We start from the raw sequence: 20,444 nt of genomic DNA, 5'->3' as shown, positions 1-20,444 counted from the left end.
CGGCATCAGGCGCGGGGTCGCATTGCGAGGACTGGTATCGGTCGGGCCGATGCGCAAGCCGAGCGGACGGCGCGACAGCGCCGGGCCGAGCGCCATGAATTGCCCGCGCTCGAGGTCGCGAAAGGCCTCGGCCTGGCGCCGCTCCATGCCGAGAAGGTCGGCGGCGCGCGCCATGTCGATATCGAGAAAAGTCCGGCCATGGGGGCTCTGCTTGGCTTGCCGGTCACACAAACACGATAGGGTTTTTCTCGCGCCGTGCCATGCGGATCAATTCCGATAGTCCATCGGCAAATTCCCGAACCCATGCGTCGGTGCTGGATTCGATCAGCCGCAATTCGCGCTCAAGCTCGACAAAGCTCGGCTCGTCGATGACGTCTCCGACACTGCAGGCTGAAAAAAGGACAATCCGTTCCAAGGCCGAGCCTTCGCCGAGAAGGCCGGCAATCGCCTCTCTAAGCGCGGCGACGTGGGCGATGTTTCCGATACGCCAGTCGCACACCGTGACCACGTCCCAGGTGAGATTTATGCCCTCGGGATGGATCACCTCGCATTCGCCCGTTGTCGGTTCCCGCTGAAAGCGATAGCCGGGGAATTCCCGCTCCATGGTCGAAGCGCTTTTGAAAACTGCAACGTCGAGACCCATTCCGATCCTCCGGCTAGCCCCAAGCCAAAGCAGGCGCGCAGCACTACTCCGGCAGCCCCGCCACCCGCATGGCGTCGGTCACGATTCCTTGCGGGTGCTGCCGCCACGAATCGATCATAAATGGACTCGCGCCATCAGGCGAAACACATCTAGGTTAGCGCCTACCAAGAAAACACTTGGCGTGAGCGGACTTAGCGATCGGGTAGCTCAGCCCAAACCTTCTTCGCGAAGCCCCGTTCGTCGAGTTCCCACAAGTCGTCTGCTATCTCAGCTTGGCCGTTGCGGCATCGATAGGAATAAACGGTATCGTGACCCGTCGCGACGGCTGGAACGTCTTTCTCGTTTGGATTCTGCCGGCAGAACTCATCCGCACCAGGATTGTCGCGTGCCGCGTTCATCTTGCTGCAGGGCAGGTTGGCGCCGACGAAGCAGACCATGACCTTGCCGTCCATGCAGCGATATTGGGCCTGTGCCCGCAGTTCGGAATCGTCCGGCGCAATTTGAGCGTCCGGAGCGAGCGCCTTGAACGCCTGGACCGTCTCGTCATGAAGCGCGGGCGAATAGTCCTGGATCGTGTCGTCGTTGTGCACCTGGCGGCACAATTGGTGCATGTCGGCAGCCTCCGCTTTCGTGACGCCGAGCGCGGCAAGGTTGAGCAGGGCTCCAACCAGCCATGCCGCAGCGCCGGTGTTCGAAAAACGGGACATTTTCATAGCAAAACCTCCTTCGAAAAATGCGCATGAAACCGCTCGCGACTTGGAGCCGCAGAGCAGACACTTGAGCAAGAGTATCAGGATAGCGCGCAATTTGACCGCCACCAGCCAGTAGACAGTCCCACCGACGGCGGCGGCAAGCCGCAGAATAGCCACCATCAGGATTTTCTCCGCCCGGGAGACGGCATGGATGCCATCAGGGCGCATGTACCCGATCATCACTGCGACCGCGCCGGCAATCTAGAGCCGTAGCGGCTTTCTGCCAATCAGCCGCCGCGGGACCTCGATCCCGATCGCGAAGATCAGCATAGCGTACAGCGCAGCCAATGCGCCGAGCAGCATGGGCCAGTCTCACACAGCCAAACTCCCCTGCTCCGCCTCCTCCGCATTGGGATCCCCCGGTGCCGTCGCCCAGGCGAGCTCCACCAGCGTCACCGTCCGCCGGCCAACCCCATCCAGCTGGCAGACGATCAGGCCCTGTTCCTCGATATAGCTCAGCAGGCGCCGGGCGCGGCGTAGCGAGTGCGAGCCGTAGGCGCGGGCGATTGCCGCGTCGCTCGGGCAGGGCCAGCCCTCCTTAGCGGCGCGGGCGATCATCATGAAGACACCCTGCATATCCTCGGGCAGCAGCGAGGCGCGCGTCGAGACGTCCTGCCAGGCATCGTCGCCTGCCATGTCGGAGCCCAGCCCGGCGCGGGCGCGCGTCAGCATGCGGCGGAACGCGGGGAGATCCGGCACGACCGCGGCGAGGCCCTCTATGCGGCAGCGGACCACGAACTCCTGATAGAGCACGCCGATGACGCGGAACCCGGCGTCGGGTTGCGCCAGCACCGCGCGCAGAACCCGGTCCACCCGCTCACGCCGCTCCGCCAAATCCTCGGCGCTGATCGGCGGCTCCACCGCTTCGGGGCGGATTCCCAGCGTCGCCGATTTTGCCGCCATCAGCTGATCGAGCAGGTCCGGCGACGAGCGGCGCTGCGGCCGCACGGTTTCGGGCGGCGGCGCCGCCAGGATGATCGCACGGGCATCCTCCAACGCCGATTCCGGCAGCGGCATCAGGCGCGGGGTCGCGTTGCGCGGGCTTGTATCTGTCGGGCCGATGCGCAAGCCGAGCGGACGGCGCGACAGCGCCGGGCCGAGCGCCATGAATTGCCCGCGCTCGAGGTCGCGAAAAGCCTCCGCCTGGCGCCGCTCCATGCCGAGAAGGTCGGCAGCGCGCGCCATGTCGATATCGAGAAAGGTCCGGCCCATGAGGAAATTGGAAGCCTCGGCGGCGACGTTCTTGGCAAGCTTGGCCAGCCGCTGGGTGGCGATGATCCCGGCCAGCCCGCGTTTGCGGCCGCGGCACATCAGATTGGTCATGGCGCCGAGCGAGAGCTTGCGTGCCTCGTCCGAAACCTCGCCGGCGACGGCCGGCGCGAACAGCTGCGCCTCGTCCACCACCACCAGCATCGGGTACCAGTGGTCGCGGGCGACCTCGAAAAGCCCGCCGAGGAAGGCGGCGGCGCGCCGCATCTGGTTCTCGGCGTCGAGCCCCTCGAGATTGAGCACCGTGGAGACGCGGTGGATGCGCGCCCGCTCGCCGGCGCTCTGCAGGCCGCGCTCGGTATGCTCCTCGGCGTCGATCACCAGATGGCCAAAACGGTCGCCCAGCGTCACGAAGTCGCCTTCGGGGTCGATGATGGTCTGCTGCACCCAGGGCGCGCTCTGCTCCAAGAGCCGGCGCAGCAGGTGGGACTTGCCGGAGCCCGAATTGCCCTGCACCAGAAGCCGCGTCGCCAGCAGTTCCTCAAGATCCAGCGCCGCCGGGGCGCCTGCGCTCGTCTGGCCCATCTCGATCGCAACGGTCATGTCTCGACTCTCCTTGCGGAGAGGGCTTATCAACCGCATCACAGCCCGTCGAGCGCGCCATGGCCGGCGCTCCGTGTTGCGCACAGGCTGGATGTCGCGGACGATCGAGGATACGGAACGTACCGTTTCGATTTGATGAGGCTTGTCTCTTCAGGTCGAAAACCGGTACCCGCCTTTCACCGGCTGGGCCTGCCTGGCTTTCTGCGAGCCGGCGCGCGCGGCCGCCGCAAGAATGCTCTCCATCAGGTCCTTTTCGCGCAGCGGTTTGCCGAGCAGCGGCACGTCGGGGGGCCGGTCGGCGATCGCGTCGGCATCGGCATATCCCGTTATCATCACCGCCGGCCAATCGGACCGCAGATTGCGGGCGAACCGAATGACCTCCAGGCCCGAGACGAGCGGCATGGCAAAATCGGTGACGATGACATCGAAATCGTACGGCGCCCGCTCGATCATCGCCAGCGCTTCGGCACCGCCCCCGGCACAGGTAACCGCAAAGCCGTGTTGGCGAAGCGATTGCGCCGTCAGTTCCCGCAGTACGTTGCTGTCGTCGATCAGCAGGACCGATGGATAGTCCTCGCCGGTATTCACGACGCTGTCGTCGGCATCGGATTTCTCGGGGATTTCGACCGGACGCTCGATTGAACGCGGCAGCCAGAGCTGGACGGATGTTCCACTGCCGACGGTGCTTTCAATGCGAAGCGTACCGCCCGATTGCTTGACGAAACCATGCACCGTGCTCAGACCGAGGCCAGTGCCTTTGCCGACCGGTTTTGTGGTGAAGAACGGTTCGACGACCTTGGCGAGAATGTCAGCCGGTATGCCCGACCCCGTGTCCTTGACCGTGACCACGACATAGTCGCCCGCCGAAATATCCTCGGCTGCACTGCCTAGCGTTCGATTTTGCGCCTCCACGATTATCGTGCCGCCGGACGGCATGGCATCGCGCGCGTTGAAGACCAGGTTCATCAGCGCGAGCTCCAGCTGGCTGGCATCGACATGCGCCGGCCACACAGTGTCGTCGACAAGCCAATCGAAACGGATCAGGCCGCCCAGGACCGGGGCCACCAACCCGTTCATTGTATCGCCGAGCGCGGCGAGGCGCACGGCCTGCGGCCTCAGCGTCTGGCGGCGCGAGAAGGCAAGCATGCGGTTAACGAGCTCGGCGCCTTGTTTTGCCGACCGGCGTGTCAGTTCCAGAACCTGCCTGGTCTGTCCGTCGAACTCGGCATGGCGCTCGAGCAATCCCAATCCGCTGAGAATTGCGGCAAGCAGATTGTTGAAATCATGCGCCAGGCCGCCGGTAAGCTTGCCGATCGCGTCGAGGCGCTGCGACTGCAGCAGCTGGTCCTCAAGCTCGCGCCGCTCGGTAACATCCAGCAATGTGCCGAGGATCTCGGGCTTCCGGCCGTCGGAGCCATTCGACAGGACGCCCTGGTCGAGAAAAATCCGGTAATTGCCGTCGGCGCATTGCCAGCGGAATTCGCAGGTGTAGGAGCCGGTGGCCTTGGCTGCGAGCAGGACCTCCCTCACTCTCGGCAGATCGTCGGGATGAACGCGGCTCAGGCCGAAGCCTGGATCGGCGGTCAGCCGTTCCGCAGGAAAGCCGGTCAGGCGTTCGACCCCTTCGGTGACAAAGCTGGCGCCGAACGGCGGCTCCGCCGCCCTTGCGTGGAAGCAGACCGGAAGAGAGCTCAAAATGGCATGCTGCCGCTCCTGTGCGCTGCGCAGCGCCCGCTCGGCCTCGAGCTTTTCCTTCTGCGCCTGCAGTGCCTGGGCCAGCAGCCGTTGCTCGGCAGCCGCCTTTTGCTGGATTTCGAGCGTCTTCTCATGAAGTTCGACGAACACGGCAACCTTGGAACGCAGCATGGCCGGGTCGAAAGGCTTGAACACGTAATCCACCGCGCCGGCGTCGTAGCCGCGCAGCATGTGCGCGTCTTCCTTGTTGATGGCGGTGAGAAAAATTATCGGCGTTCGCCTGGATTGCTCGCGCTGGCGGATCAATCCCGCGGTCTCGTAGCCATCCAGCCGGGGCATCAGCACGTCCAGCAGGATGACTGCGAAATCCTCCTTCAGCAGTGCGCGCAACGCCTCTTCGCCCGACTGCACGCAGACGACTTCACCGATAGGGGCCAGAACCTCGCCGATCGCCAGCAGATTGCGCTCGTCGTCATCCACGGCCAGGATGCGCGCCTTTGCCGGCCCCGCTGCCGGCGCCATGACCTCCAGCTTCCTTGCTCCGTTTCTCGACAGCTTCTGCATCGAGCGGCCGTCAGTTCACTGCCATGAGCGTCTTTTCCGGACCATGGACACGGGATCGCGAACGGCCGATCCAGACACGCAGCAATGCCAACAGCAGATCGAGGTCGACAGGCTTGGCGATGTAGTCGGAGGCGCCGGCGTCGAGGCACTTCTGCCGGTCGCCCTTCATTGCCTTGGCTGTGACCGAGATCAACGGGATATGGGCGATCGCCGGCATGCTGCGGATCTGCCGCATCGTCTCGTAGCCATCCATTTCCGGCATCATGATATCGATCAGTGCCGCATCGATATCCGGGCTCTGCTCCAGAAGCGCGATACCTTCCCGGCCGCGCTCCGCATGCAGCACCTGGATGTCATAGGTCTCGAGAACGCTGGTGAGTGAATAGATGTTGCGGATGTCGTCGTCGACGATGAGGACCTTTGCGCCGGCGAGGTCGAATTTGTCCGGCTGTTCGGCTGCCGCACCATCGTTTTCGTGGCCTCGCCCGGGGAGTGTTGCCGACATCAGGAGAGCCAGCTGCGCGAAATTCTCCGCCCGCGGAACATCCGCCAATGCCGGATGCAAGGCGAGCGACTGTTGCAGCGCTTCCGGATGAGGCGCAAAGAACAGCAGTCGCGACACCGACTGCCCGAACAGGATGGCAATCTCATCCAGCATCTGGGCGTTGTCCTTGGCCGAGCGGCCAAAGCCGAGCACAACGGCATCATAGTTGGCGATGCCGATTTCGTCCGCATTCGCCGCGACGCGGCCGATCGCCGTAACCGAGGTGACGCCGTCGCGGATCGCCTCGATCAGCGAAAGGCGGCGCTCGGGATCGGGATCGGCAATCAGGACGCGGCTCTGGACGCGGAGCTTTCTGGAATGAATATCCTGGAAGACCTTCATCAGTTCGTCCGATGATACGGGCTTGGTTGAAATGCTGGATGCACCCTTGCGGGCAAGCACCTCGATGTCCTCGGCGCCCGAGATGACATGAACGGGAATGTCCTTGGTTTTCGGGTCATGGCGAAGCAGATCGAACAACACCCAGCCGTCGATATCCGATAGTCCGAGATCGAGCGTAATCGCGTCGGGAACCAGCTTGCGTGCCAAAGCCAGCGTGCCGGAGCCCGCGGTCGACAGGACGCCTTTCAGCCCGGCCGAACGTGCAAGGCCGAGCAGCAAACCGCCGAAGGTCGGGTCGTCCTCGACGATCAGCACGACCCGATCTTCCGACGAGATCGTGTCGCGGTCATCGAGCAATTCGGAGGACGGCAGGCTCGGCTGCGCTGTCGTCGCGGCCACCTCCATCGCCGGCAGCAACGCCGCTTGCGGGGCCAAGGCCATCCGGGGTCCGTCGAATGGAATGACCAGAGTGAACGTCGAACCCTTGCCCGGCGTGCTCTCGACCCGCAATTCGCCGCCGAGCAGCCGGGCAATCTCCCGGCTGATCGAGAGCCCAAGCCCGGTGCCGCCATATTTGCGGCTGGTGGTGCCGTCGGCCTGCTGGAAGGCTTCGAAAATCAGCTTCTGCTTGTCTTGCGGAATACCGATGCCGGTATCGCTGACCACGATCGCGAGCGCCTCCATCGGTTGCGCCGAGCCGTTGTGACGGCCCGTCTTTTCGGCCCGGAAATTCAAGCGGACCTCGCCTTGCGAGGTGAACTTGAAGGCGTTCGACAAAAGATTGAGCACGATCTGCTGCAAGCGCTTCTCGTCGGTGCGGACGGTCTCCGGAAGCTCGGGGGCGACGTTGATGGTGAAGCCAAGTCCCTTGTCGGTCGCCAGCTGCCGGAAGGTTCGCTCCATATGCTGGCGAAGATGCACCACGGGCATATCGTTGATATCGATCGAGACGGTGCCCGATTCGATCTTCGACAGATCGAGGATGTCGTTGATGAGGCTCAAGAGGTCGGTGCCGGCCGAATTGATGGTGCGCGCGAACTCGACCTGCTTGTCGTTGAGATTGCCCTGCTGGTTGGTTGCGAGCAGGTTTGAAAGGATGAGCAGCGAGTTCAGCGGCGTGCGCAGTTCGTGGCTCATATTGGCGAGGAATTCCGACTTGTATTTCGAGGTAAGCGCCAGCTGCTCGGCTTTCTCCTCCAGCGCCCGCCGCGCCATCTCGATTTCCAGGTTCTTGTTCTCCACCTGCTTCTTTTCGTTCTCGAGCAGCTGCGCCTTTTCCTGCAGCTCCTCATTGGTGGCGTGCAGCTCCTCCTGCTTCTTGGTCAGTTCGGTCTGACGCGCCTGCAGCTCCGAGGTCAGCAGCTGTGACTGCTTGAGCAGGCCTTCGGTGCGCATGGTGGCGGCGATGGTGTTGAGAACGATGCCGACGGATTCCATCAGCTGGTTGAGGAACGACTGGTGCGTGTCGCGGAATTCGCTGAACGAGGCGAGTTCGATCACGGCTTTCACCTCGTCCTCGAACAGAGCCGGAAGAATGATCACGTTCGCCGGCGCGGCATTGCCAAGGCCGGAGGTGACGCGCAGGAAATTCGGCGGCACATTGTCCAGCATGATGGCGCGCTTGTCGGCGGCACTCTGCCCGACAAGCCCTTCACGCAGATCGAGGCGTTGCTTGATTTCCGCCTTGCTTTCGGCGCCATAGGAGGCGGCGAGCTCCAGATAGAATTCATCCTCGTCGCGGTTGGTCACATAGAACACGCCATATTGCGCATTCACCAGCGGGGCGAGTTCGGACATGATGAGGCGCGAGATCGTGGCCAAGTCGCGCTCGCCCTGCAGCATGCGCGAGAACCGGGCGAGATTGGTCTTCAGCCAGTCCTGCTCGGCATTCTTCAGCGTCTGGTCCTTCAAATTGCGGATCATCTCGTTGATGTTGTCTTTCAGCGCCGCCACCTCGCCGGAGGCCTGGACGCTGATCGAGCGAGTCAGATCGCCCTTGGTCACCGCCGTCGACACCTCGGCGATGGCGCGCACCTGAGTGGTCAGGTTGGCCGCGAGCTGATTGACGTTGTCGGTCAGGTCGCGCCAAAGGCCGGCAGCGCCGGGCACCCGGGCCTGGCCGCCGAGCTTGCCTTCGATGCCCACTTCGCGGGCGACGTTGGTCACCTGGTCGGCGAAGGTCGCCAGCGTCTCGATCATGCCGTTGATGGTGTCGGCGAGCGAGGCGATCTCGCCCTTGGCATCGACCGTCAGCTTGCGCTTGAGATTGCCTTGCGCGACCGCGGTCACGACATCGGCGATGCCGCGCACCTGGTTGGTCAGGTTCGTCGCCATCAGGTTGACGTTGTCGGTCAGGTCCTTCCAGGTGCCGGCAACGCCCTCGACCCGCGCCTGGCCGCCGAGCTTGCCCTCGGTGCCGACCTCGCGGGCGACACGCGTCACTTCGCCGGCAAAGGAGTTCAGCTGGTCGACCATGGTGTTGATCGTCGATTTCAGCTCCAGGATCTCGCCCTTGACGTCGACGGTGATCTTCTTCGACAGGTCGCCGCGCGCCACTGCGGTGGTCACCTCGGCGATGTTGCGGACCTGGCCGGTCAGGTTCTCGGCCATCGAATTCACATTGTCGGTCAGATCCTTCCAGGTGCCGGCAACGCCGCGCACCTGCGCCTGGCCGCCAAGCTTGCCTTCGGTGCCGACCTCGCGCGCAACGCGCGTCACCTCCGAGGCAAAGGAATTCAGCTGGTCGACCATCGTATTGATGGTGTCCTTGAGCTCGAGGATCTCGCCGCGCACATCGACCGTGATCTTCTTCGACAGGTCGCCCAGCGCCACCGCAGTCGTCACCTCGGCGATGTTGCGCACCTGGCCGGTCAGGTTGGCAGCCATCGCATTGACATTGTCGGTCAAGTCCTTCCAGGTGCCGGCAACGCCGCGCACCTGCGCCTGGCCGCCGAGCTTGCCGTCCGAACCGACCTCGCGCGCCACGCGCGTCACCTCGGAGGCGAAGGAATTCAGCTGGTCGACCATCGTATTGATGACGTCCTTGATCTGCAGGATCTCGCCCAATGCATCGACGGTGATCTTCTGGGTCAGGTCGCCGGTCGCAATTGCCGTCGCCACCTTGGAGACGTCGCGCAATTGCACGGTCAGATTGCCGGCCATGGCGTTGACGTTGTCGGTCAGGTCCTTCCAGGTGCCGCCGACACCCTCGACATGCGCCTGGCCGCCGAGCTTGCCTTCCGACCCCACTTCGCGCGCCACACGCGTCACTTCGGAGGCGAAGGAATTGAGCTGGTCGACCATCGTGTTGACGGTATCCTTGAGCTCCAGGATTTCGCCCTTGACGTCGACGGTGATCTTCTTCGACAGGTCGCCGCGGGCAACGGCGGTCGTCACCTCGGCGATGTTGCGGACCTGGCCGGTCAGGTTGGCGGCCATCAGGTTGACGTTATCGGTCAGGTCTTTCCAGGTGCCGCCGACCCCTTTCACCTCGGCCTGGCCGCCGAGCTTGCCTTCGGTTCCGACCTCGCGCGCCACACGCGTCACTTCCGAAGCGAAGGAATTGAGCTGGTCGACCATCGTGTTGATGGTGTCCTTGAGCTCGAGGATTTCGCCCTGCACGGCGACAGTGATCTTCTTCGACAGGTCGCCCGAAGCGACCGCAGTCGTCACCTCGGCGATGTTGCGCACTTGGCCGGTCAGGTTCTCGGCCATCGAATTGACGTTGTCGGTCAGGTCCTTCCAGGTGCCGGCGACGCCGCGCACCTGCGCCTGGCCGCCGAGCTTGCCCTCGGTGCCGACCTCGCGGGCGACGCGCGTCACCTCGCCGGCAAATGAATTCAGCTGGTCGACCATGGTGTTGATAGTCGATTTCAGCTCGAGGATCTCGCCCTTGACGTCGACGGTGATCTTCTTCGACAGGTCGCCCAGCGCCACAGCCGTCGTCACCTCGGCTATATTGCGCACCTGGCCGGTCAGGTTCTCGGCCATCAGGTTGACGTTGTCGGTCAGGTCCTTCCATGTGCCGCCGACACCTTCGACGCGCGCCTGGCCGCCGAGCTTGCCTTCTGTACCGACTTCGCGCGCGACGCGCGTCACTTCCGAGGCGAAGGAATTGAGCTGGTCGACCATCGTGTTGATGGTGTTCTTGAGTTCGAGGATTTCGCCTTTCACGTCGACGGTAATCTTCTTCGACAGGTCGCCGGAAGCGACGGCGGTCGTCACCTCGGCGATGTTGCGCACCTGCCCGGTCAGGTTCGTCGCCATCGCGTTGACGTTGTCGGTCAGGTCCTTCCAGGTCCCGGCCACACCTTTCACGCGGGCCTGGCCGCCGAGCTTGCCTTCGGTGCCGACCTCGCGCGCCACGCGCGTCACTTCCGAGGCGAAGGAGGCCAGTTGCCCGACCATGGTGTTGACGATCTTGCCGATGCGCAGAAACTCGCCGCGCAGCTGCCGGCCGTCGATTTCGACCATCATCGTCTGCGACAGGTCGCCTTTGGCGACCGCGCCGATGACGCGCGCCACTTCGGCCGTCGGCTGAACCATGTCCTCGATCAGATCGTTGACGGAACGGACGCTCGATTCCCAGCTGCCGGTGGCGTTGCGGACACGGCCGCGTTCGCCGATCCGGCCATCCTTGCCGACGACCTTGCTGAGGCGCTCAAACTCGCGCGTGACCTGATCGTTGAGCTCGACGATTTCGTTGAAGGTGTCGGCGATCTCCGAATCGAGGCCAGAATAGATATTGTCGATGCGAACGGAGAAGTCACCGCTCCGAAAAGCCTTCAGCGCGTTCAGTATTTGACGGTGGTCCAATTGCCTTGTGGATGCAAGCACGCTCACAGCGCCCCTCCCAGCTCACGGATTTCTTGAAAGTCCTGGTGAAACTGTCCCCTGCGGCCGACACAACTCCCCGCAAGCGCAACAACGCGGCGTGCTCGATTTGGTTCCAGGCGAAATTGCCGCGATGCGGCCGGAATTTCGCGGCCGAATTCATGAAACGACGAACAACAAAGATCCATAGTGATTGTATCGATCACTATTTCTGTCCAACGGAACATCTCGAAAAAACTCTCGTTGGTATAGATCGCGATAGAGCGATGCAACTCTATGGAGACACTAAGATGATGAAAATTCTCTCTGCATCCCTACTTGCTATCGGCCTGGCCACATCTGCCATGGCACAATCCATGGGCTCCGGGACCGGTAGCACTTCCGGCGGCAACACCGGGACCGGCAGCGCAACTACCCCGAACACGATCGATCCGAACGCAACGAACGCCACCACGCCGCAGACAAACGGTATGGAGGACCGCTGTAAGGATACGGCGAGCAGCGATACCGACAACAATACCCCCAGCGGCGCCATGACGTCGGATATGCAGAACTGCAACAAGTAACGGAGTTTTGCTCAGCCGTCATTTCAGCCCGCTGCCTGGTCCAGACCGGTGCTCGCGGTTCAAACCACAGCCAGAAACATGCACAGACCGGGCAGGGGCTCATTACTTCTGAATGGATCGGCGAGCCCAAGCCGGGCGGCCGATTAACTAGTCTCAGCTAGGTTCTGCGATAGGCGGCGGCCAGCCCGGACGGGCGGGCGGCCGTTCTGCTGATTTTCGCGGAGAGAACTGGTGGAGCCAATCGGAATCGAACCGACGACCTCTTGAATGCCATTCAAGCGCTCTCCCAACTGAGCTATGGCCCCACTCCGGCAGTTCACCGGCGCCGTTTCCGGCGAAGAGATCCGGCGCGGGTTCTAGACCGCGCCGTTAGTGAAGGCGGCTTCTAACCCCGCCTTCAGTCAATATCAAGCCTTCAAGAACCGCTTTTTCTAGGGAGCGCCGCGAAAGCCGGCGAATGCGGTTCGCTCAGACCTCGTCGTCGTCTTCGCCGACGCCGATCATGTCGGCAACGTCGTCGTCTTCTTCCTCCTCGTCGGCGAGGAACGTGTCATCCTCGTCATCGCCAAGGTCAACGTCGTCTTCGTCATCGCCGAGATCGGGAAGCTCGTCGGCCTTCGCGTCCTCGTCCGCCTCTTCGAGCGAGACGACCTCGACGCCCTCTTCCTCCTCGGCGTCCACTTCCTTCTCGGCAACTTCCTCTTCCTCCTCGAGAGCGGCGATCTTGCCTTCTTCGAAATAGGAGCGCGGATAGCTCTTGCCCGTGTAAGGCGAGACGATCGGGTCCTTGTTCAAGTCATAGAATTTTCGACCCGTCTCCGGGTCGATGCGTTTGGTGCCAAGTTCGGGTTTTGCCACAGCAAGCCTCGTCGATGAAAGTTTGGTCCCCTTAACCAGAGTTTACGGCGCTGTCAAAGCGAAAAGCCGGCGTCCCAAAAAGCTTGAATTCGAAGGCCTTCATACCAAGGGGATGACCATTTCGGTACGCCATGATAGGAGACCCCGCAAACCAGCAGAAAATGGCCGGCCGCCGGCGTTTTCAGGAAAGAACCATGTCGCACACTGCCGCCCCGAAGCAGGCCACCGCCCGCAAATCATCTGGCCTTTCAGGCGCGGCACGGGTGCCGGGCGACAAGTCGATCTCGCACCGCTCGTTCATGTTCGGTGGCCTGGCCTCCGGCGAAACCCGCATCACCGGGCTGCTGGAAGGCGAGGACGTGATGCGTACGGGCGCTGCCATGAAGGCCATGGGCGCCCATATCGAGAAGCATGGCGCTGAGTGGGTGATCCGCGGTACCGGCAACGGCGCGCTGCTGCAGCCGGTAGGCCCGCTCGATTTCGGCAATGCCGGCACGGGCTCACGCCTCACCATGGGCCTGGTCGGCACCTATGACATGGAAACCACCTTCATCGGCGACGCCTCGCTGTCGGGCCGGCCGATGGGCCGGGTGCTCGAACCGCTCCGCCAGATGGGCGTGCAGGTGCTGAAGGCGACGCCCGGCGACCGCATGCCGATCACGCTGCACGGGCCCAAGCACGCCGCGCCGATCACCTACCGCGTGCCGATGGCATCGGCGCAGGTCAAGTCGGCGGTGCTGCTGGCTGGGCTGAACACGCCGGGCATCACCACAGTCATCGAGCCGGTTATGACGCGCGACCACACCGAAAAGATGCTCAAGGGGTTCGGCGCCAATCTGTCGGTCGAGACCGACGAGCGCGGCGTGCGCCACATTTTCATCGAAGGCCAGGGCAAGCTCACGGGGCAGACGATCGCGGTGCCTGGCGACCCCTCCTCGGCCGGCTTTCCGCTGGTGGCGGCGCTGATCGTGCCGGGTTCGGACATTATCATCGAAAACGTGCTGATGAACCCGACCCGCACAGGCCTTCTGCTGACGCTGCAGGAAATGGGCGCCCGGATCGACATTCTCGACCGCCGCAATGAAGGCGGCGAAGAGGTCGCCGACCTGCGCGTGCGTTACTCCGAGCTGAAAGGCGTCACCGTACCGCCGGAACGGGCGCCGACGATGATCGACGAGTATCCGGTGCTTGCCGTGGCGGCCAGCTTCGCCGAGGGCGAAACGCTGATGCTCGGGCTGGAAGAGCTGCGCGTGAAGGAATCCGACCGGCTGTCGGCAGTGGCCGAGGGGCTGAAGCTCAACGGCGTCGATTGCAGCGAAGGCGAGGCCTCGCTTGTCGTGCGCGGAAAACCCGGCGGCAAGGGCCTCGGCCAACACCCCAACGGACAGGGCACCATCGTCCAGACCCATCTCGACCACCGCATAGCCATGAGCTTCCTGGTGATGGGGCTGGCGACGGAAAAACCGGTGACCATCGACGATCAGGCGATGATCGCAACGAGCTTTCCGGAATTCATGGGACTGATGAAGGGGCTGGGCGCGGAGATCGAGTAGCTTGATGGCAATCAATAGCCTTGGGGGTTGGGGCCAAACTGCAACGTCGGCGGGACAGCGCCCCCCTCTGTCCTGCCGGACATCTCCCCCACAAGGAGAGAGATTGGCAGCTTCGGCGCTCCGCTCAATCCTGCGACGTAGACAATTGGCGAAAGCCGCGATGGCCGCCGATCTCCCCCCAAGTGGGGGAGATGTCCGGCAGGACAGAGGGGGGCGCGAAGGATCGCCACGCCTATCTGGATCATTGCGCTTTTCGATTCCGGTGGGCGGCCAATGACCTCAACTTTCACCATCGCCATCGACGGACCTGCCGGTGCCGGCAAAGGCACCCTTGCCCGGCGGCTGGCCGATCACTACCGGCTGAACCTGCTCGACACCGGTCTTACCTATCGCGCGGTGGCGCATTCGCTGCTCCGGCTCGGCCTGCCGCTCGACAATGTCTCGGCCGCTGAAACCGCGGCTCGCCAGGTCGATCTGGCAAAGCTCGACCGCGCCGTGCTGGCGGCACACGCGGTCGGCGAGGCGGCTTCGAAAGTGGCTGTCATCCCGTCGGTCCGGCGCATACTGGTCGACAAGCAGCGCGACTTTGCAAAAACCCCGCCGGGTGCGGTGCTCGACGGCCGCGACATCGGCACCGTCGTCTGTCCCGATGCCGACGTAAAACTCTATGTCACGGCCAGCGCGGAGGTGCGGGCAAAGCGGCGGCTGGATGAAATCGAGAGCATCGGCGGCACTGCCAATTTCGATGAAATCCTTGCCGATATCGTGCGCCGCGACGAGCGCGACATGGGCCGCATGGACTCGCCCTTGAAGCCCGCCGCCGATGCGCACTTGCTCGACACGTCGGAAATGGCTATAGAGGCCGCGTTTCTGGCAGCTCAGGCGATCATCGACGATGTCCTGGCCAAGAGAAACGAAGCCTGAGCCGGGTTTTCCTGCCGCCGCCGATTGCCGGCGACAAAAAGACTTCCCATATCGGGTATGAACCAGCCTGCTAGCATTCTTCATGCGCCGGAATTGCCGCTCAAGGGCGGCCAAGGGCTTTTTGCCCGGAACGCCGGCAGGCCAACGCAACGCTAACCCACGGCGCCCGCCCCGCGACAGATTGCGGGGCATTCCAGGAGAAACTATGTCAGTTGCAAATCCCACTCGCGATGATTTCGCGAGCCTGCTCGAAGAATCATTTTCCGCCGGCCATTCCGGCGAAGGCCAGGTCGTCAAGGGCATCATCACAGCCATTGAAAAGGACATGGCCATCATCGACGTCGGCCTCAAGGTCGAAGGCCGCGTGCCGCTGAAGGAATTCGGCGTCAAGGGCAAGGACACGACGCTCAAGGTCGGCGACACGGTCGAGGTCTATGTCGAGCGTATCGAAAATGCGCTTGGCGAAGCCATGCTGTCGCGTGAGAAGGCCCGCCGCGAAGAGAGCTGGGTCCGTCTCGAAGAGAAGTTCACCAAGGGCGAACGCGTCGAAGGCGTCATCTTCAACCAGGTCAAGGGCGGCTTCACCGTCGACCTCGACGGCGCTGTGGCCTTCCTGCCGCGCAGCCAGGTTGACATCCGCCCGATCCGCGACGTCTCGCCGCTGATGCACAACCCGCAGCCCTTCGAGATCCTCAAGATGGATCGCCGCCGCGGCAACATCGTGGTGTCGCGCCGCACCGTGCTCGAGGAAAGCCGCGCCGAACAGCGTTCGGAAATCGTGCAGAACCTCGAAGAAGGCCAGGTAGTCGAAGGCGTCGTCAAGAACATCACCGACTATGGTGCGTTCGTCGACCTCGGCGGCATCGATGGCCTGCTGCACGTCACCGACATGGCCTGGCGCCGCGTCAATCATCCGACCGAAATCCTCAACATCGGCCAGACGGTCAAGGTGCAGATCATCCGCATCAACCAGGAAACTCACCGCATCTCGCTCGGCATGAAGCAGCTCGAGAGCGATCCGTGGTCCGAGATCGGCACCAAGTTCCCGATCGGCAAGAAGATCAAGGGTACCGTCACCAACATCACCGACTACGGCGCATTCGTCGAGCTGGAGCCGGGCATCGAAGGCCTCATCCACGTTTCGGAAATGTCGTGGACCAAGAAGAACGTGCATCCCGGCAAGATCCTGTCGACGACGCAGGAAGTCGACGTGGTGGTGCTCGAAGTCGATCCGGCCAAGCGCCGTATCTCGCTCGGCCTCAAGCAGACGCTGGAGAACCCGTGGGAGGCCTTCGCGCGCAGCCATCCGGTCGGCAGCCAGGTCGAGGGCGAGGTCAAGAACAAGACCGAGTTCGGCCTGTTCATCGGCCTCGAAGGCGACGTCGACGGCATGGTCCACCTTTCCGACCTCGACTGGACCCGTCCGGGCGAGCAGGTGATCGAGGAGTACAATCGCGGTGACATGGTCAAGGCGCAGGTGCTCGACGTCGACATCGACAAGGAGCGCATCTCGCTCGGCATCAAGCAGCTGGCCAAGGACACGGTCGGCGAAGCGGCGACGTCAGGCGAACTGCGCAAGAACGCAGTCGTCACCTGCGAGGTTATCGGCGTGAAGGATGGCGGTCTGGAAGTGCGGCTGGTCGACAGCGGCATCGAGACCTTCATCAAGCGCTCCGACCTCAGCCGTGACCGCGACGAGCAGCGCCCCGAGCGCTTCACCGTCGGCCAGAAAGTCGACGCCCGCGTCATCGCCTTCGACAAGAAGACCCGCAAGCTGCAGGTCTCGATCAAGGCGCTGGAAATCGCCGAAGAGAAGGAAGCGGTCGCTCAGTACGGCTCAACCGATTCCGGCGCTTCGCTGGGCGATATTTTGGGTGCCGCGCTGAAGAAGCAGGGCAGCTAAGCCAACACCGCGCCTCGCGCGGGTTATAAACGAAACAAAAAGCCTCGCCGGAACGATCCGGCGGGGCTTTTGCTTGTGACCTTTGCTTGCGACGGACCGCAGGCTCAGGCCCGGCCGTAGAGTGGCACCAGCGTGCCGCTGATCGCCATGTTGGCCGGCGAGGCAAGGTAGGCAATGGCCTCGGCCGCCGCTTCAAGGCTGACCCATCTACTGAAATCTGCGTTCGGCATGTCAGCCCGGTTGGCCGGCGTGTCGAGCGTCGAAGGCGCCACGGCGTTGACCAGGATGCCGTTGCCCTTCAGCTCTTCGGCTATCGCCACGGTCATCGCGGCGACTGCCGCCTTGGCGGCGGCGTAGGCCACCTTGCCGGAGCCGCGCCGCGGATCGAGCCCGGCTCGCGCGGTGACATTGACGATGCGGCCCGGCACGGAAGATCCCAGCATCGAGCGTATCGCCGCGCGGCAGCACAGAAAGGTGGTGCGGGCATTGGTGTCCATCATCTCGGCGAAGGAGGCGGGTTCGATCTTCTCGACCGGCGCCGCGGTGAAGCCGCCGGCAAGATGCACCGATGCCCATAAATCTGGAACGCTGGCATAGAAGGCGTCGACTTTGGCAGGGTCGGCAAGGTCGACATTGTGCGCCAGCCTGACGCGGTCATGCGCCGGAAAGGGAAAATGCGCAGGCGCGGCAGCGTGGGCATTGGGCACATGGCAGATCGCGCCCTGCTCCAGCAGTTTTCCTACGACCGCGCCGCCAAGGGCACCGGTGCCGCCGGTCACCACGATATGTCTGCCGTCCAGTGTTTCCGTCATATTCGACCGCTCCGTCATTGCGCGCCGCCGATGCGGAAGGTCGCGCCTTTCGCGCGATCACTCAACCGAAATCTCGATGACGTAAGGTCGTCCAGTCGCCCGCGCGCGCCCAAGCGCGTCCGCCAAGCCGCCGGTGCCGGAAATCCGCTCGGCGGCAATGCCGTAGGCTTCGGCCAATTTGCAGAAATCCGGCGGTGCCGGGGAGACGCCGACCGGCTCGACGCCGACGTCGAGCATCGAGGTTTCGATCTCGCGGTAGCCACGATTGTTCCAGACTGTGAAGATCACCGGCGCCGCAGCGTCGAGCGCGGCGCCCAGTTCCGGCAGGGTGAACTGGAAGCCGCCGTCGCCGGTGAGGCAAACGACCGGCGCCTCAGGCCTGGCAAGGACGGCACCGATCGCCGCCGGCGGGCCATAGCCGAGCGCGCCGAAGCCGGTGGCCGCGTTGAACCAGCCGCCCGGCCGGTCGTGATCGTAATAGAGGTTGGCGGCGTAGACCGGCTGGGTCGAATCGCCGACGATGATCGCGCCAGGCAGCGCATCGCGGATCGTCTCGACGGCGCGCAGTTGCGCCTGCATGGCCGGGCCAATCTCGGCAAAGGCCGCCTGCCGCGTCGCGGCGGCGCGGGCTGAACCATCATCCAATGGCGTCTCGTGCGTGCCGATTTCGGCAAGCAGCGCCTTGAGCGCCGCTCCGCAATCGGCCTGGATCGAAATCCGCGCAGGCCGGCGGGCAAGCTGGTCGGCGCCGATGTCGATGCGGATCAGGTTGGCGGGCAGGACAAAACCGCCGTCGCCATAGCCATCATAGTCGGTCGGACCGAATTCGGTGCCGGCGGCAATGACCAGGTCGGCATCGGCGATCAGCGCACGCACCGCCTTCAGGCTGGGGCTGGCCGGCACGCCAAGTGGATGACGATAGAGCAGGCCGCGCGCATTAGCGGTCTGGACGACCGGCGCTCCCAGCCTCTCGGCCAGGTGCTGCAACGGCGCTTCGGCGGCCTTGGCGCCGCCACCGGCGAGGATAAGCGGCCGGCTGGCAGACGCGCACAGCCTTGCCGCCTCTGCAATCGCCGCCACATCCGGCCCGGGCGGCGCTGAATTCCGCAGCAGCGGCACGATGCCGTTGGCCGGCATGGTCATGACATCGGTCGGGATCTCAATATGCACCGGACCCGGACGCGAGGATGAGAACAGCGCAAAGGCGCGGGCGAGCACGCCGGGCAGTTCGCCGGCCTCGGTGACACGGTGCGAAAACAGCGCCACCTTCTCCATCATGCCGCGCTGGTCCGGCAGTTCATGCAGATGGCCAAGGCCTTTGCCCAGCGTCGGTGTGGCGTTGACGCCCGAGATTACCAGCATCGGCACCGAATCGGCGCGCGCCTGACCCATGGCGGTGATGGTGTTGGTCAGCCCCGGCCCGGTGATGACGAAGCCGATACCCGGCCTGCCGCTGGCGCGCGCATAGCCGTCAGCCATGAAGCCGGCGCCCTGCTCGTGGCGCGGCGTGACGTGACGGATCTTCGATCGCGCAAGCCCGCGATAGAGCTCGACCGTGTGTACGCCGGGAATGCCGAAGACGGTGTCGACGCCGTGCGCTTCGAGCAAGGTGATGAGCGCTTCGCCGATGGTCGTCATTGTCTTAGCACCGGGCGCGTGAGGCAGGTAGGGCCGCCCTCGCAGGCAATGCACAGCGCATCGGCCTCGAATGTCGAGACCGTACAGCCGGCGGCTTGCATGGCAGCCGCCGTCTTCGGAAAACCGGCAACGGCGATAACCTGGCGCGGCGCGGTCGGCAGCACGTTCAGGCTGAGCCCATTCGAGACGAAGAATTCGTCGGCGTCGCCCTCGACCAGCCGAATGCCGCGTTCGCGCAGCATCTGGTGGAAGGCGACCGGCAGGAGGGGCGCATAGACCAGCGCCAGATCGTCTGCGAGCGGGCTGATCACCGACATCAGATGCAGGCAGGCCTCCTCGCCCTGCCAGAGCGGGAGGTCGAAGCCATAGACCTGGATGCCCTTGGGTGAAAGCAGGTTGGAGAGCTGCTGGATGCCGTGCTGATTGGTGCGCACGCCGCGGCCGACGGCCAGCGTGTTTGCATCCACCCACACGCAGTCGCCGCCCTCGACCTGGCCGGGAGCCTCGATACGGCCGAGGATGGGGATGCCCATGCGCCCGTAGGCTGCCTCGTGCAGGCCGGGCTCTCGCCGGCGCAGCGCCTTGCCCATGGCAAGGATGACCGCGCCATGGTCGGTCATCAGCGACGGATCGTGGGTAAAGACCGAATCGGCAAGCCCGTCATCGGCGTCGCTCAGCCATTCGATTTCGGCGCCTGAGACAGAAATCAGCCTGGCCAGTGCATCATGCTGGGCTGCCGCTTTTTGTGGATCGAAGCCGGGGCCATAGTGCCACTCCAGCGCTTCGGCCCGACGCATGGCGCTGGCGGCGGAGCGCATCAGCACGCGCTGCAGCGGCCCGGCCATCGACTGCGACCCGTATGCTTTGCCCACTAAGTTCTCCTGAAACGCGCCCCTCCTGCCAATAGCCACTCGGCAGGCCGTGATCAATGGTCCAAAAACTGCGGTTGACGGAGGCAAGCGGAACGGTCCATCTTGAGAATCGGAACGCTGTCCAGTGACGGGT

General features: G+C 63.7%; 13 protein-coding genes, 1 tRNA gene and 1 pseudogene. 4 read left to right on the top strand and 11 right to left on the bottom strand.

The genetic code is table 11. The annotated features are described in order from the left end of the window. The 6 genes and pseudogenes from NKI47_RS14870 to NKI47_RS14845 form a co-directional block, all read right to left on the bottom strand. Positions 1 to 198, bottom strand: a pseudogene (locus NKI47_RS14870) (ATP-binding protein); the annotation flags it as partial. Positions 199 to 223: 25 nt separating this feature from the next. Then, entirely contained in the window at positions 224 to 643 is a 420-nt protein-coding gene (locus NKI47_RS14865; RefSeq protein WP_352591027.1) for a hypothetical protein, read from the bottom strand. 191 nt (positions 644 to 834) lie between these two features. Then, a complete protein-coding gene (locus NKI47_RS14860) occupies positions 835 to 1,356 on the bottom strand; it encodes a hypothetical protein (protein WP_352591024.1) in 522 nt (173 codons plus the stop codon). Between the two features lie 351 nt (positions 1,357 to 1,707). After that, entirely contained in the window at positions 1,708 to 3,207 is a 1,500-nt protein-coding gene (locus NKI47_RS14855) for a helicase HerA domain-containing protein (protein ID WP_352591021.1), read from the bottom strand. Positions 3,208 to 3,357: 150 nt separating this feature from the next. Beyond that, positions 3,358 to 5,424, bottom strand: a complete 2,067-nt coding sequence (locus tag NKI47_RS14850; protein ID WP_352591018.1) for a PAS domain-containing hybrid sensor histidine kinase/response regulator — start codon at positions 5,422 to 5,424, stop codon at positions 3,358 to 3,360. Between the two features lie 52 nt (positions 5,425 to 5,476). Further along, on the bottom strand, positions 5,477 to 11,188 hold the full coding sequence (locus tag NKI47_RS14845; RefSeq protein ID WP_352591057.1) for a HAMP domain-containing protein: 5,712 nt from the start codon (positions 11,186 to 11,188) through the stop codon (positions 5,477 to 5,479). A gap of 44 nt (positions 11,189 to 11,232) precedes the next feature. Between NKI47_RS14845 and NKI47_RS14840 the strand changes: the two genes are divergently transcribed. After that, complete coding sequence (locus tag NKI47_RS14840; protein ID WP_352591015.1) at positions 11,233 to 11,751, top strand: hypothetical protein; 519 nt, start codon at positions 11,233 to 11,235, stop codon at positions 11,749 to 11,751. A 229-nt stretch (positions 11,752 to 11,980) separates the two neighbouring features. Here NKI47_RS14840 and NKI47_RS14835 read toward each other — a convergent pair. Both NKI47_RS14835 and NKI47_RS14830 read right to left on the bottom strand, forming a co-directional pair. Next, positions 11,981 to 12,056 (bottom strand) — tRNA-Ala (locus NKI47_RS14835). Between the two features lie 163 nt (positions 12,057 to 12,219). Further along, entirely contained in the window at positions 12,220 to 12,609 is a 390-nt protein-coding gene (locus tag NKI47_RS14830) for a TIGR02300 family protein (protein WP_023676282.1), read from the bottom strand. Positions 12,610 to 12,803: 194 nt separating this feature from the next. Between NKI47_RS14830 and aroA the strand changes: the two genes are divergently transcribed. From aroA to rpsA, 3 genes are all read left to right on the top strand, one after another. Continuing rightward, positions 12,804 to 14,162: a 3-phosphoshikimate 1-carboxyvinyltransferase gene (gene aroA / locus NKI47_RS14825; protein WP_352578583.1), complete on the top strand. Its 1,359-nt coding sequence runs from the start codon at positions 12,804 to 12,806 to the stop codon at positions 14,160 to 14,162. 273 nt (positions 14,163 to 14,435) lie between these two features. Then, a complete protein-coding gene (cmk, locus tag NKI47_RS14820) occupies positions 14,436 to 15,086 on the top strand; it encodes a (d)CMP kinase (protein ID WP_352578582.1) in 651 nt (216 codons plus the stop codon). 205 nt (positions 15,087 to 15,291) lie between these two features. Continuing rightward, on the top strand, positions 15,292 to 16,989 hold the full coding sequence (rpsA, locus tag NKI47_RS14815; RefSeq protein WP_023676278.1) for a 30S ribosomal protein S1: 1,698 nt from the start codon (positions 15,292 to 15,294) through the stop codon (positions 16,987 to 16,989). Between the two features lie 104 nt (positions 16,990 to 17,093). On the opposite strand, the gene NKI47_RS14810 is transcribed toward rpsA, so the two are convergent. From NKI47_RS14810 to NKI47_RS14800, 3 genes are read right to left on the bottom strand one after another with little or no spacing between them, the layout of a single operon-like run. Then, complete coding sequence (locus NKI47_RS14810) at positions 17,094 to 17,801, bottom strand: SDR family NAD(P)-dependent oxidoreductase (RefSeq protein ID WP_023676277.1); 708 nt, start codon at positions 17,799 to 17,801, stop codon at positions 17,094 to 17,096. 57 nt (positions 17,802 to 17,858) lie between these two features. After that, on the bottom strand, positions 17,859 to 19,439 hold the full coding sequence (locus NKI47_RS14805) for a 5-guanidino-2-oxopentanoate decarboxylase (protein WP_352591011.1): 1,581 nt from the start codon (positions 19,437 to 19,439) through the stop codon (positions 17,859 to 17,861). Beyond that, positions 19,436 to 20,284: a dimethylarginine dimethylaminohydrolase family protein gene (locus NKI47_RS14800; protein WP_352591054.1), complete on the bottom strand. Its 849-nt coding sequence runs from the start codon at positions 20,282 to 20,284 to the stop codon at positions 19,436 to 19,438. The genes NKI47_RS14805 and NKI47_RS14800 overlap by 4 nt, the downstream gene beginning before the upstream one ends. Positions 20,285 to 20,444 lie beyond the last annotated feature (160 nt).

This window comes from Mesorhizobium sp. M0633, assembly GCF_040320645.1.
In the GTDB taxonomy this organism is placed as follows: Bacteria; Pseudomonadota; Alphaproteobacteria; order Rhizobiales; family Rhizobiaceae; genus Mesorhizobium.
This window is presented reverse-complemented; position numbering and strand designations above follow the sequence as displayed.